Genomic DNA, 14228 nt, shown 5'->3' with positions numbered 1-14228 from the left:
GCACGTTTTCCAGAAAGGATTTAGAAAAGGAGATTCAACCCGGCCGGGCCCTATTCCGCCACCGCATAACCGAACTCCACCAGCAGTTTCTGATACAGCGCCCGGCGGTCCCCGGCCTTTATCCATTCTTCAAGCTGTGGTATCTCCGTAATTTGATCACGTGCGCGCATATTTTCATAGGCCTCCAGCATGGCCTCGAACGCCTCCACTTCCCCGCCGCTCTCCAGATCCTCCGGCAGCACCGCCCGCAGCATCCCCGCAAAATAGGCTGTCGTCAGAAAATCGGCATTTTTCGGTTTTCGGTAACGCTCCTGCGGCCAGACAAAAAACGCATCGTAAAAACTTAATCCGTCCATGTTCTGAATTTTTGCATAGACACGCTGCGCCGCCGTCTGCCCCGAGTACCCCGCCGGATCATAAACCGCCGCATCGCACGCTGCCAGCAGCAGCTCTTTTTCCGAAGGTTCTGCAATCAGCAGAAGAACCAGCTCTTTCAACAGCCGGTCCGCGATCATCCGTGCCTGCTGATTTTCCGCCACATCAAAACTGAATGTCATTTTGACAAAATGGTTGTGGCTGCCCGTAATATAAACCGACTGAATGCAGGGAACCGCTTCCTGGCCGGCCCCGGAATCCCGGTTTTCCAGATATTGGAAAACGTTATTCGCAAACTGCAGAGGCGACTTTTTCGGCACTACGGTTCCCCCCCGATTCCGCACGTTGGAAATCCGGCCCTCCTCTTCACGGCGCTGCAGATCGGTTTCAACGGCTTCGAACATCATGTCCACGCCTTCGCCCCGGTACCCGTCAGGAATTTCAGAACGGCCCATATTGAGCAATGAAACCCCGCAACGGAATGATCCGTTTGTATACATCACCGAATAGCCAAGGTTGTCATTTTCATATTTCGCGAACGCGGCGCAGGACATCCCCGCAAGCTCCTGCGGAAAAATCAACTGTTTTTCAAAATCAACAAAAACCGATCCGGCCCAAACAGCAGGTGTAAAAACCAGCCCAACAGATAGAATCCACCACTTCATATCAGCCCCCTGAAATTAAGAGGGCATCATAACGACTTTCAGTTGTAATTCAATCCGGTGCATCGGTAAGTTCCCGGGTATGGAACATTTTGACGTCATCGTAGTGGGCGGCGGACCCGCCGGAATGATCGCCGCAGGGCATGCGGCGGAATATGGCCGGAACGTCCTGCTGCTGGAAAAAAATCCGGCCCCCGGAAAAAAGCTCGAACTCAGCGGCGGCGGACGCTGCAACATCACCAACGGAGAATTCGATCACCGCGAATTTCTCGCCAACTACGCGGAATACGCCAAATTTCTCTTTTCGCCGTTCTCCCGTTTTGGCGCACACGATACCTTTGAATTTTTCGAAAACCTCGGCCTCCCGCTCTATATTTCCGAAGACCGGAAACGCGCCTTTCCGAAAACCGATAATGCCGCCGACGTCACGCGCGCCCTGCGGAAATACATGGCGGAATATGATGTGGAATGCCGCTTCAGCTCCGCCGTAAAAGGTCTGCTGATCGAAAACGGAAAGGTCTGCGGCGTTCAGACCCGCGACGGCGCCATCCGTTCCGAAAGCATCATTCTCGCAACCGGCGGAACGGCCTATCCCGAAACCGGCTCCACCGGCGAAGCGTTCCAATGGTTGGAAAAAATCGGCCATACCATCATTAAAGCCACACCCGATATTGTGCCCCTGCGGGTGAAAGAACAATGGGTGAAAGAGCTCTCCGGCACTGCGCTCGATCCCATGCGCATCACCTTTACCGCCAAAGACGGAACGGCCCTTTTCCGCGAAGGAAAAATCCTCTTCACCCACTTCGGGATCTCGGGTCCGCTGATTCTCAACAGCGCCCACGAAGTGAAAAAACTGTTGAAACAGGGGCCCGTCGCCGGCGCCATCGACCTCTTTCCGAAACGGGAAATCAACGAGATTGATCGAACAGTTCTGGCGGTTTTTGACGACAACAAAAACAAGATCATCCGCAATGTCACCCGACTGCTGGTTCCCGCCGGAATGGCTAAAACGCTGAATGCCAATCTGCCCGTTGAACTTCTCGAAAAAAAGGTGAATGTGGTCACGCAGGAGGAACGGAAACAGTTAGCCCGGCTCATGAAAAACCTGCCGCTGACGGTAACCGCCACCATGGGCTACGACTGGGCCGTCGTCTGCGACGGCGGCATCCCGCTCGAAGAAGTCGACACCCGGACCATGGCCTCGCGCCTGCACCCCAATGTGTTCATCACCGGCGACATGCTCAACATCAGCCGCCCCTCCGGCGGTTTCTCGCTGCAGCTCTGCTGGACCACCGGATTCGTGGCAGGCGAAAATGCATAGGAAAAAACGCCTCGTTATTCTTTATAACAGTTCTTCCAATCCCCGGAACCGGGCATACAATTGCAGGTGTTCAACCGGGAGAGAGACAATGCCGTTTAATATTGAGTACGATGCAGACGAGGAAATTGTGGTGTCCACATTCATCGGCGAAATCACCATGACGGTGATCAAGGAATACATCGCCGCCCTGCTGCCCGTTCTTGAAGAAACCCGATGCCGAAAACTGCTGAGCGATTCGCGCAACGGAGCGCTTAAGGTTTCCTCCATTGATATTCTGAAATTTCCCAAAATGGCGGAAGCTTCTCCTCTGACTTCCCGCCTCAAACGCGCACTACTGACCCGTCCCGGAACCAGCGGTTATGAAATGTATGCCACGATGTGCAATGCTCATGGACAATCCGTTAAACTGTTCAATTCCCGGGCCGAGGCCATCGCTTGGCTGCATGCGGACAATTAGTTTCTATCGAATGGCGGAAAGAATGCCGCCGTCAGCAAAGATTGCGTCCACCTTTGCGGTAACGTCGGGATCTTCAATCAACGGAGGGGCATGATGCGGTTTCAGCCGCGCATCAATAATCAGCGGACCGGTACAGCCCCAATGCTTGTGCCGGATTTCTGCTCCGACCCCCTGAATATCGCGGGCCGGATTCGACCGCGTAAAGGTAACCCACAGGAAATTGCTGAAATCCTTCGCCGCAAATTCCGGTTCATCGCAGAGTACCACCAGCGGGAAATCATCAACCGAAATACGGCCTTCCAGATGCCTGGCGAAGGTCTCCGGATCGAACGTTGAAGCGGCTGCCAGAATGCCGGGAGCAACGACCGCACAGTTTTCAAGATCCGGTTTTTCCGTTTCCAATGTTCGGAACGCATCGCCGCTGGCGGCAAAAACCACCTTGGAACCATGGTTGAGGGCATCGCCGGAATAATCGAGGGTATCGATACTGGTTTCCGTATGGAAATGCAGATCCCGCTCCCATTTAATCCGTTCGAGCAAATGGGTGAAATAAGCCGGAATATCATGAATATCGAGTTTCGGATTATCCGCTTCATTCACAATAAACAGATATTTGGCGAGCGACAGCTGGCCTTTGCCCAGCACCGCGTTTGAAATCGTCAGCAGTTCGGAAGGACGAATGGTTTTCATGTAGGGCGTATACCGCTCTTCTCCGATGGCCAGCAACAGCGGGTGTACGCCGGCGGCATCGACGGCATGAACCGCCTTAAGTCCCGGCAGTTCGGAAGGAATGGCCACGCCGGTCATATCATGAATCACTTCCCCGAACGTCGTGTCCTCCTGTGGCGGACGACCGACCACCGTAAACGGCCAGACGGCATCCTTCCGATGAAACACCTCTTCGACTTCCAGACAGGGGAAATCGTGCACCAGGCTGTAATAGCCCAAATGATCGCCAAACGGCCCTTCGGGTTTCGTTCCGTTGATGGTGCCGATAATGCAGAAATCAGCATCGGCCGAAACCGTCCAGTCTTTGTAATGCGCATAGCGGAAACGGCGCCCGGCCAGCAGTCCGGCAAATGCCACTTCGGGCATACCTTCGGGCAGCGGCATCACGGCCGAAAAGGTCATCGCCGGCGGACCGCCGATGAAGATCGCCACACGAAACGGTTTATTCTGATCCAGGTGCAGTTTCTGATGCACCCCGATGCCGCGGTGGATCTGGTAGTGCAGGCCGATCTCTTTGTCGGTTTCAAATTCATTCCCGCTCAACTGGATCCGGTACATGCCGAGATTGCTCTTCATCGGTTTTCCGGGATGGTCCGGGTGCTCGGAATAGACCTGCGGCAGGGTGACAAACGGCCCGCCGTCGTCCGGCCAGCTGACCACCGGCGGCAGATCGCTGATTTTCGCCCGGCATTCAAAAACCGGAGCGGCACTCGGAGACACCTTTTTCGGCAGCGCATTCAGCCCGGACAATCCGGCCTTCAGCGCTTTGCCCGGGTTTTTCAGCAGAGCGGCCGGATCAACTTTCGCCGCAACCATTGCCGCAACCTGGTCATAGGTATCCTTAAAAATAAACCGCGCGCGTTCCGGGGTTCCAAACAGGTTGGAGACGCAGGGAAATTTACAGCCCTTCACCTTTTCAAACAGGATGGCCGGGCCCTTTTCGGCATAGATGCGACGCTGAATTTCCGCCATTTCAAGATGAGGATCAACCTCTTCTTTGATGCGAAGAAGCTGCCCCGCGTTTTCCAAGGCCTGGATACATTCTCTCGTACTTTGATAACCCATACACACAGTCTTTGTTCTTCGGCCGGTTTCCGCAAGCCGATTCCTCTGCAATCCGAAGACCGGTATTTGACCTGCACATAAATCAGCAAAAGCCGGCATTTCGCAGCGGCCGCCAAACTGAAATTTAGTTTATGAAAAAGAAACCGATGTGCTACACCTCTCCTATGTTTCGTATTCGAACGTATCAGGATGAGGACTGCGCCGCGGTATGGAATCTGCATAATGCCGCCCTTCTGCCGACAGGCGGGCATGCAGGTAACGGCGACTGGGATGATGATCTCCATCATATACCTGCCGTCTATTTTGACCGCGGCGGTACATTTGTCGTCGGCCTGTTGAAGGATCAGATTATCGCCATGGGCGGATTGGAACGATGCGGTCCAGACGCAGCAGAAGTGCGCAGGATGCGAGTTGCCCCGAATCAGCAACGTAAAAACTTCGGACAAAAGATCCTCCGCCATCTTGAACTGACCGCGATTGAATGGGGGCTGCGCCGGCTGTACCTTGAAACAACCACGAAACAGCAGGCCGCACAGCAGTTCTATATCAGGAACGGATACCGGGAAAGCAGCCGCCGGACCATCGCTCCGTTCGAAGTCATTCGTTTTGAAAAAAATTTGAATCATCAAACGGGTTAACGGAGAAAAAAATGAGGAAGAAAAACGGATTTCTGATTCTTATCGTACTGCTTGTTCTCGGCGTGCATGCCAAAACGACAGAAAAGAAAACCAGGCCCGGCCAGATTTTAAATACCGAAACCCGCATTCAACCCGGCACATTATACTATATCGACTTCCCGGAACTCGGGCTGACCTGGCACAACAAACCAGCCCGGGCCGGCATCTATTTCCCGACAGACTATACAACCGACAAACACTATCCCCTGTTCGTCTGGTTCGGGGGCGGAGCCGGAAGCGACTATCCCGGAAGAGCAATGGACATTACCGAGGGCAAAGAATATATCTGCGTTGCCTTGCCGTATTGCTCGGAAGAAAACGGTCGAAACGGCGGTTGGCAAACGCCATGGTCGTATTACGAAACGATGCTCGAGCAACTCGAAACCCTTGTTCCGAATGTGGATCCCCGCAAACGGGTGTGCGGTGGTTATTCTTCGGGCGGTGCTGCAATCATGTATCAGCTGGGAAATTCAGCGGGTGCCTTTCAAAACTACTTTCACGCTTTCATGCCCGGCGGAGCCGGCTGGCCGATGGGCGGACTGGACCGCATTAAAGGCCGCCCCATGCTGGTTTTCGTTGGCGAAAAAGATAAACGGCGGCCTAACTTAGAGAAAATTAACGAAGAGGCCAGTGCGGCAGGCGTCGACATTACCTTTCTCGTGCTCGAAGATACGGCTCATAAATTTCCGCCGGCTTGCTACCCCCGGCTCCGGCAATGGCTGTATGAAAATGTGACGGCCCGCTAACCTCTTGTACCCATCTGCGGATCCGTATTCGTATGGCCATCGAAAGCTGAGGTCATTCACCTCGACCAGCAAGGTTGACGGAAGAGTTCCGGTCTTTTTCCGATCTATTGCAGGATCGGCCGGAATCGTTTTTTCGCAGTCTGTTTCCATCAGCCGGTTCCTCTTCAATCCACCCGTTGACAGATCAGCCATCGGGCGTAGAATACGAGTTAAGGAGGTGGCTGAAATGTCATTTAATCAAACCAGGGATATTCTGGATCACGCGCGGGATTTCCACCGCCGGTTGATTCGTTTTTATCGTTCGCTCCGGAATTCCGCAGCAAACGAGATTACGTTGAGGCTCATTGACGATCTTGTGGAACATGAACAGCAGCTGGAACATCGTCTTTCAGATTATGAAGATGGCGCGGCTTTGGATACCATGGATACGTTTTTCAAATATATGATCGCCACCACCGATCAGACGTTTGAAAACTATCTTATTCCCGAGCAGGTTGACGTCGAATATGTCATCAAAGCCACACGCTATTTCGACGAGCATCTGACCCGGTTTTACGACGGCATGGCACAGCGCGCCATGCCCGGCCATGTAAAAGAAATGCTGGAAAATCTCCGGCAGCTGGAACAGCGCGAACAGGTGGCGCTGAGTAAACTGATGGTGACCCTACAGGAAGCTTAATCGGTTTCCGGTGCGGCTTTTTCGGCAGCTTTCTCGCGGTGGTGTTCCGCGAGGAGGTCATCGAGCTTGCATCCCGTGAGCTCGGTCAGCGTATTAAACAGTTTATTCATGACCACAAACATCACCGCCATGCAGGGAAGCAACACCACGATGTGGCTCATCCCCGTCATCTTTCCAAGCTCCGCCGTATAGGCTTCCGTGCCCGGTTCACTTTTTAGCATGACGATGGCCAGTCCGTAGTTCAGAACCGCCGAAAGAAAAAAGGAGGATGCAAACCCCATCGTCAGCCCTTTCAGGCGTTTTTCAAATTCATCCGTTGTGCCCTTTTCGTTGAGCGCGGAAGTGAGCCGTTCCACATCAAACAGCGATTCGGTCATGAGAATCTTTTTAATCAGTGGAAAGGGGGTCCACAATGAAATCACAACAGCCAGGCCGATAATCAACGGAATCACCGCTTCTTTGATGGCAATGTATTCGGGCGGAAGTTTCAGGATCCCGAACACGCCGGTCAGTGTCACGCTGACCACACCGATAATCGACATGAAATCCGCTTTGCGGTCACGGATCAAGGTTCGCAGGCCATACACAACCGGAAACGCCAGGCCCACCACCAGCGCCCAGACGGGCCCGAGATATTTCTCTTTACTTAACAGACTCAAAATCGCCACGGGGATGACGACATTCACCGCAATACTGATCAGCGGATTCTCAGGTTTTCGTTGCTCGGCCATAACATCCTCCGTAAAAAGGAAAACCACTCTACGCAAGCGGACCGGTTAAACAACCGAAATATGCCATCAGGATTTTCGCACCGGTCATCAGAAGGGCAGATTGCCCGGCGGTTTCGGCGGACTGGTGGGACCCGCCGCATCCCCCTGTTCTTCCACCACCCGGAACCAGCACTGTTCGGCCTCGGTATGTACATACAAATTACTTACCGTCATAACTGCGTTGATCTGTTCGCCCAGATCCTCCCAGCTTCCTTCCACCAGATTCGTCGAGCACTGCAACTGATACTTATTTCCGATCACCATCCAGGTTTTCAGTTCCAGTCCGGATTTCACCACGTTTACCTCAGTAATCGTTCCGTCCGCCCTGGAGACCGTCAGCATTAAGTGGAGTACGGCGAGTGCCATCCAAAGTGCAAAAATATTTTTCATGTGTCGCCATCCTTTTTTATGTTCCGTATTGGAGAATCAAGGCATGACTACAGCACAACGTGAACCAAAGATTAGCAATACATAAGCGGTCTGTATTAGTATTATTTACCAGCTCTTTTAAGCAGGTTTCCACCATTTCAAAGCACTGCAAAAGACGCCGTGTTTTAAGGATTAAAACACGGCACCTGTTAATAAAGGGTCCTTTTAAAACCCGTAATACAGAAATATGTTAACCGTGATTTATAGCCACACTAAAAAATTCAAGGTTTAGCCCAGAAAAACCGTGCAGGATTTTCAGCAGTTTTTTTTTGAGCAGCAGAGAGGTCTTTGTCATTTAGGCAAAAAAAGAGACTGCGTGAGGAAAAGAGGAGGAGAAACCCCACGCAGCCCAAGTGAAACCCAAACCCGAGTTTCATATACAATACGTCGCCCGGCAGGTTTTTTGGTCGAATTTCCTTAAAAATATCATCCAGCCATTCGTATCCGGCATGAATACAGAAAGATACAGCAATTTCTTCTCAAAGCCGGATTTTGCGATTTTGACCTTTTTCAATGAAAGAGCGGTCTCCATCCCCGATAAAATTATTACCAATCGATAATTTCCCTATCGACAGAATCAATGGAAAGACCCCGCCGTTCAATCAGGGTTCCTTCAGCCTGAAAAAGGCGGATTCGCGCAATCATAAACGCCACCCGCGCCTCAATTTCAGCAAGACGGCTTTGCAACAGATCGCGCTGCGTTAAAGCCACATCCAGCGCCGTGGCAGTGCCTACTTCAAAGCGGTCGCGTTCCGCCTGCAGCGTCTGCTCCCGATAGCCGCGGGTTTCTGTCGACGCGGAGACCTGGAGGCGGGCCCGCTTCAGCTCGTTCAGGGCCAGCAGTACATCGAACCGCACCAGATCGCGCAGATTGGCCAGCGCCTCTTTCCCCTGCTCCAACTCTGTACGTGCAATAATATCCCGCGCCCGCGCCTGGCGATTTCCGAGAGCCTGACTGAACTCCAGCCCGACGGTTACGTCATAGCCCGGTCCATCGAGGTTTTTAAAACTGTCGTCGAACGTATCCGCATAACCGGTTTTTCCCAGATTAATAAACAGTTCCAGCTTCGGAAGCCGGCCGTTGCGCGTAACCACCGTTTCCAGTTCGCCGCGCTGCAGCTGCAGTTCGGCCTCCTTGATTTCCGACCGGGACTGCAGGGCCAACAGAATTGACTCTTCTGCATCGGGCTCCCTGGATACATCAACATCCGGCGAGCTGACGGCCTCCAGCGCCTGCATTTCGGTCACCGACAGGTTCGGCTGCACCAAACGCAGCAGGGTATAGCGCTGTTTTTCCATGGCACTTTGCGCATCAATAAGATTCTGCTTGCTCAGCGCCACTTCAGCGCGTGCCGCAGCCGCTTCATTTTCCGGAAGGTCCCCGACTTCGATACGAGACTCAACCTCCTCCAGCTGGCTCTGCGCAATTTCCAGTGACGACTTCACCACCCGAATCGCCTCCCGGGCCGCCACATAGCGCCAATAGGCCATTTCAATATCAGCGATTACCGCTTCCGTGTATCCCCGCAATTCATACCGGCTGGCCTCGGTCTCCAGCTCCGCCTGCCGAATAGAGGCCAGATTCACGGACGGCCCGAAGCCACGCAAAAGCTGCTGCGTTACCGTTAAGCCCAGACGCGCCGTCTGCTGTTCCGGCGAACGGGTTGAAATGGACCGCTCCGAGCTGACCGACGCTTCCACTTCGGTCCCCGTCGGAAGCTGCTGGCGGATACCGACAGCCCCTTCCGTATCCGAGCCTTCATTCTGAAACTGCGAAACCGTTGCCGTAGACGTTTCCACCACATTTTCTTCTGTATCCGAAAAAGATGCAAAAAATTCAGGATCGTAGACGCCGCGCTCCAGCTGTTCAAACGCCCCGGCAATGACCGGGTTAAATTGTTGTACCTGCAGACCGCGGTTATGCTGCAATCCCATCAATACAGCCTGCTCCAGAGAAAGTGACGGAGGCGCCGGACGGTTTGTATCTGCGTAAAGGTTTAAAGAAAAAACGAACACCCCACCGAGGGTTCCAAACGCGGTTTTTATCATGCCTTTACCTTCTTCTTCATAAATCCGTGAACCAGAGTGTAGACCACCGGAATCAGCACCAGCGTAATCAGCGTCGATCCTGCAAGCCCGCCAACCACCGCCCGGGCCAGCGGGGCCTGGGCATCGGAGCCCTCGCCGATACCCAGAGCCAACGGCAAAAGGCCGAGAATGGTCGTCAGCGTCGTCATCAGAATCGGCCTGAAACGCCGCCGCCCGGCTTCGGCCACCGCTTCGTTGAGCGAACGGCCTTCTTCATGCAGCCGCCCGGCCTGATCCACCAGCAGAATCGCATTATTCACCACAATGCCGCCGAGCATAATGCAGCCGATGGCCGACTGCAGATTCAGCGTGGTATCGGTAAGCCATAAAACTAACAGCACGCCGATCGCCGCCATCGGGGTCGACAGCATCACCACCAGCGGATCGAGCAGACTTTCATACTGACACGCCAGTACCATGTACACCAGCAGCAGCGACAGCAGCAACGCCACCGTCAGTTCACGCATGGCCTTCTGCTGCTCTTCAAAATTTCCGGCGACCAGCAGCTCATAGCTGTCAGGCCGGGGAATCTGATTCAGCTTTTCTTTTATTTCAGTCGCAACCGAGCCCAGATCCCGGTCAGTCACATTTGCGCTGACCGTCACCTGCCGCTGCTGATCCTTACGGGTAATCTCCAGCGGCGCCCGGCTGCTGACCGTGGTGACCAGATTACGCAGCGCCACCGTCTCACCGTCGGCGGTACGCAGCGTGAGATTCAGCACTTCATCAAGCGATCGTTTTTCCGCATCCTTCAACTGCACCAGAATACGATAGGAATTGCCCTTACTGTGATAATTCCCCGCCCGCGACCCCGCAATCGCCGTTTCAATCACCTCGGTCACATCGCGCGGCGTGAAGCCGAGATCAGCAATCTTACGCCGGTCCAAAACAAACTCTTCCTGCGGCGTACCGTCATCAAAACTCTGATCCACATCGGTTATACCCTCAATATCCTCAATAGCCGCCGTAACCTTATCGGACAGCGCTTTGAGCACATCCAGCTCAAAGCCGCGTATCTCAACCGTCACGCCCTCATCACCGCCGATGATGCGCTCCAGCAGAAACTGCCCCTGCGGGGCACGGGTCCGGATTTTCATCCCGGGAATCCGGCCCTCCAGCCGTTCACGCAAATCGGCTGCAATTTCCACATTCGAGCGGGATCGCTCCGACGCCTTCACCAGCGACATCCGAATCTCCCCTTCATTATCGCGGACAGAGGCCACCGTGGAGACCGCTTCCGGTACGGCGGCATAAACAATCGATTCCATCAGCCGTGTCTGCCGATCCAGCAGGTCCAGCCGCGTTCCGACTTCCATTTCGCCGGTCACGCGCACCTCGCCCTCGTCGCTCGGCGGCAGAAATTCAGTTCCGATCATTGGAACCGTGAACAGGCTGAGACCGAGCAGCACCACCGCTCCGATCACGACTAAAGCCTTATGCCGCAAGGCCGCATCCAGAATTCCAAGATATCCCGAATTCAGTTGATCGAATCGTTTTTCGGAATCCCGCTTCAGCCGTTCCACCCAGCGAGGCCCGGCGCGATCGCGGCCTTTTGCTTTTAACAGCCGCGAAGAGAGCATCGGCACCAGACTCAGCGAAAGCAGCAGCGAGCAGACCAGGGAGAATGCAATCACATAGGCCAGCTCGCGGAACAGCAGGCCCGAAACCCCTTTTACAAAAATAACCGGAAGAAAGATCACCAACGTGGTAATCGTACTGGCGGTAATGGCCGGGGCCACTTCCCAGGCACCGACCGATGACGCTTCGGCCGGCGGCTCTCCGTCTTCATCGCGAATGCGGAAAATGTTTTCGAGCACCACAATCGAACTGTCCACCATCATGCCGACACCCAGCGCCAAACCGCCGAGCGTCATGAGATTGATGGTGAAACCGGCGAAATAGATCAGTGAAAACGTGGCAATGATTGAAATCGGAATCGACAGCGAAATCACCAGCGTACTGCGGATGTTACGCAGGAAAAACAGCAGAATCAAAATCGCCAGCCCGCCGCCGTAGAGGACCGACCGCGCCACATTCTGAATGGAACGCTCAATGAAATTCCCCTGATTGATTACCGGCACAATGCTGATCTGCGGGAACTCGTCATTCAGCGCATCGATCTCCTCCAGAATCTGCCGCGAAACCTCTACCGTATTCGCCCCCGACTGTTTACGAATGGCAATACGAACGCCGCGCTCGTTATTCACCCGGATAATGCGTGTCAGCTTTTCATAGGTGTCGACCACTTCCGCTACATCGCCGATGGTCACCGCCGCGCCGCCGCGCATTTCCAACACAGTATCGCGAATCTCCTGCACACTGCTGAACTGCGCCGGTGCGCGCAGCGTCACCTCATAACGCCCCTCTTCAATCTGTCCCGCGGGCAGATCAAGGTTGGCATCGCGCAGTGTATCGAGCACATGGTTCAGCGAAAGGCCCAGCGCATTGATTTTATCCGGATCAATCTCCACGCGGATTTCGCGCGGGAAGCCTCCCCAGAAATCCACCTGTGCCACGCCCGAAATCTGAGTAAACCGGTGCCGGATACGGTCTTCAATCAGCTGTGTCAACTCCACCGGATCCAGCGGACTGGAGATCCCGATGAGCACCACCGGAAAAGTATCAACGCTGAATTTGTTGATGCGCGGCCGGGTTATGTCATCGGGCAGTTCACTGATTTCATCCTCAATCGTTGCACGTAAATCGATGGCGGCGGCATCCAGATCGGTGCCCCAGACAAAGGTGACATTCACCGAACTGCGCCCTTCTTCTGAGGTTGAACGGATTTCCTCCACCCCGGGAACGGTGGCAACGATCTCTTCCATAATCTGAGTGATGAGCCGCTCCATCACCTCCGGACTGGCCCCTTCATATTCCGTGCGCACCGAAGCCGTCGGCAGCTCAATGCTCGGCAGCAGGTCGATCTGCAGGCGGCTTAGCGAAACCGCGCCGAGCACGATCAGGATCAGAGCAACCATCGTCGTAAAGACGGGACGGCGCACACTGAATTGCGGCAGATTCATGGTGTTTCTCCGGCGGATTCAGCCCATTCATTATCAACAACGTTGATGGCGGATCCATCTTCAATCAGCTGCTGCCCGAGCGTAATAACGCGTCCGTCCAGGTCGGTGCCGCCGATCACCTGCACCCGCTCGCCTTCCCGTATGCCCGTTTCAATGGTTCTCCACATGGCATGGGTGCCATCGGGCGCAACCATGAAAACCCCCTGTGAATCGGAACGTGTAACAATCGATTCCGCCGGAACAATCACGGCATTATCCACCCGCCGCACCTCAACGTCTGCGCGGATAAACATGCCCGGTTTGAGCCGAAGATCGCTGTTCGGCACAATGATTTCCACACGCGCCTGACGCGAATTCTGATGAAAAACCGGCGCAATACGTTCAATGCGGCCGGAAAAGGTTTCATCGGGATAGGCATCTGTAAACACCTGCACCTGCTGTCCGGCCTGCAGGTTGGCATAATCCTTTTCCGTCACATAAAAAACGCCGAGCAGCGGATCAAGATCCACAATTTCCAGCAACGGCGTATTGGCCCCCACGGTCTGACCTTCATCGATAAACCGTTCAGCCACCACCCGGCTCGGATCGTCATCCGCCCATTGTGCAACCACTTCAGTATAACCCAGACGAATCCGCGCCGCCTCAACGGCAGCTTCAGCCCGGGTGATCTGAGCCTTCTGCACCTCGACACCGGCCTCCCGGGCAAGCAACTCACTTCGCGCAGCGTCCAGCTCCGCATCCGAAGCCACACCGCGTGTACTCAGGGTTCTGGTACGCTCCATGGCACGCTGCGCAATTTCGAGCGCACTCTCGGCCTCCGCCAGATTCGCCCGGGCCACCAGAAGCTCGGCTTCCGCCTGCACCAGATCCTGTCGGTATTCATCGTCATCCAGCCGGGCCGCCACCGCACCCCGATCCACCGAATCACCGATATCCACCAGCACCTCTTCCAGCCGGCCGCCGATCTTCGGGGAAACCATAAATGCGGCACGCGGTTCCAGCGCACCGCCGAAGGTACGCACGGCGCGAATGCTTCCGGTTTCAACCGGTGCGGTTTCAACCGGAGCCGGCGGACGGATTCCGCCTTCCGTTCCGGACTCGTTCGAACAACCGAACAGGCCCGCACATATGCCGGTAATCAGAATGAATGCTGCAGGTGATAGATGTGTACGCATAGAACTCCCCAGATTGAAATCTGTTCGACAAC

Annotated in this window: 12 protein-coding genes; 5 read left to right on the top strand and 7 right to left on the bottom strand. The window is 54.5% G+C overall.

The genetic code is table 11. From position 1 onward, the window contains the following. Positions 1-50: 50 nt before the first annotated feature. Positions 51-1040: a hypothetical protein gene (locus tag P9H32_RS08895; RefSeq protein ID WP_322608546.1), complete on the bottom strand. Its 990-nt coding sequence runs from the start codon at positions 1038-1040 to the stop codon at positions 51-53. 25 nt (positions 1041-1065) lie between these two features. On the opposite strand from P9H32_RS08895, the gene P9H32_RS08890 reads away from it, so the two are divergent. Then, positions 1066-2358 carry a BaiN/RdsA family NAD(P)/FAD-dependent oxidoreductase gene (locus P9H32_RS08890; RefSeq protein ID WP_322609309.1) on the top strand — a complete coding sequence of 431 codons (1293 nt, stop codon included), beginning with the start codon at positions 1066-1068 and terminating at the stop codon, positions 2356-2358. Positions 2359-2446: 88 nt separating this feature from the next. Next, positions 2447-2815, top strand: a complete 369-nt coding sequence (locus tag P9H32_RS08885; RefSeq protein WP_322608545.1) for a hypothetical protein — start codon at positions 2447-2449, stop codon at positions 2813-2815. A gap of 3 nt (positions 2816-2818) precedes the next feature. Here P9H32_RS08885 and P9H32_RS08880 read toward each other — a convergent pair whose 3' ends face one another. Then, positions 2819-4609, bottom strand: coding sequence for a UbiD family decarboxylase (locus tag P9H32_RS08880; RefSeq protein WP_322608544.1), 1791 nt, complete (start codon positions 4607-4609; stop codon positions 2819-2821). Positions 4610-4740: 131 nt separating this feature from the next. On the opposite strand from P9H32_RS08880, the gene P9H32_RS08875 reads away from it, so the two are divergent. The 3 genes from P9H32_RS08875 to P9H32_RS08865 all read left to right on the top strand — a co-directional run bounded on the left by P9H32_RS08875 (position 4741) and on the right by P9H32_RS08865 (position 6711). After that, positions 4741-5247 carry a GNAT family N-acetyltransferase gene (locus P9H32_RS08875; protein ID WP_322608543.1) on the top strand — a complete coding sequence of 169 codons (507 nt, stop codon included), beginning with the start codon at positions 4741-4743 and terminating at the stop codon, positions 5245-5247. 11 nt (positions 5248-5258) lie between these two features. Continuing rightward, positions 5259-6032 (top strand): hypothetical protein, encoded by a 774-nt coding sequence (locus P9H32_RS08870; RefSeq protein ID WP_322608542.1) that lies wholly within the window; start codon positions 5259-5261, stop codon positions 6030-6032. A 226-nt stretch (positions 6033-6258) separates the two neighbouring features. Further along, positions 6259-6711 carry a hypothetical protein gene (locus P9H32_RS08865; protein WP_322608541.1) on the top strand — a complete coding sequence of 151 codons (453 nt, stop codon included), beginning with the start codon at positions 6259-6261 and terminating at the stop codon, positions 6709-6711. Here the strand turns inward: P9H32_RS08865 and P9H32_RS08860 are convergent. The 5 genes from P9H32_RS08860 to P9H32_RS08840 all read right to left on the bottom strand — a co-directional run bounded on the left by P9H32_RS08860 (position 6708) and on the right by P9H32_RS08840 (position 14196). Beyond that, entirely contained in the window at positions 6708-7442 is a 735-nt protein-coding gene (locus tag P9H32_RS08860; protein WP_322608540.1) for a VC0807 family protein, read from the bottom strand. The two genes, P9H32_RS08865 and P9H32_RS08860, sit on opposite strands and share 4 nt — an antisense overlap. An 87-nt stretch (positions 7443-7529) precedes the next feature. Continuing rightward, positions 7530-7871, bottom strand: coding sequence for a hypothetical protein (locus P9H32_RS08855; protein WP_322608539.1), 342 nt, complete (start codon positions 7869-7871; stop codon positions 7530-7532). A gap of 585 nt (positions 7872-8456) precedes the next feature. Then, positions 8457-9845, bottom strand: coding sequence for a TolC family protein (locus P9H32_RS08850; RefSeq protein WP_328517253.1), 1389 nt, complete (start codon positions 9843-9845; stop codon positions 8457-8459). 110 nt (positions 9846-9955) lie between these two features. Beyond that, on the bottom strand, positions 9956-13021 hold the full coding sequence (locus P9H32_RS08845; protein ID WP_322608537.1) for an efflux RND transporter permease subunit: 3066 nt from the start codon (positions 13019-13021) through the stop codon (positions 9956-9958). Further along, complete coding sequence (locus P9H32_RS08840; protein ID WP_322608536.1) at positions 13018-14196, bottom strand: efflux RND transporter periplasmic adaptor subunit; 1179 nt, start codon at positions 14194-14196, stop codon at positions 13018-13020. The genes P9H32_RS08845 and P9H32_RS08840 overlap by 4 nt, the downstream gene beginning before the upstream one ends. Positions 14197-14228 lie beyond the last annotated feature (32 nt).

It is taken from the genome of Pontiella agarivorans (assembly GCF_034531395.1).
Classification (GTDB): domain Bacteria; phylum Verrucomicrobiota; class Kiritimatiellia; order Kiritimatiellales; family Pontiellaceae; genus Pontiella; species Pontiella agarivorans.
This window is presented reverse-complemented; position numbering and strand designations above follow the sequence as displayed.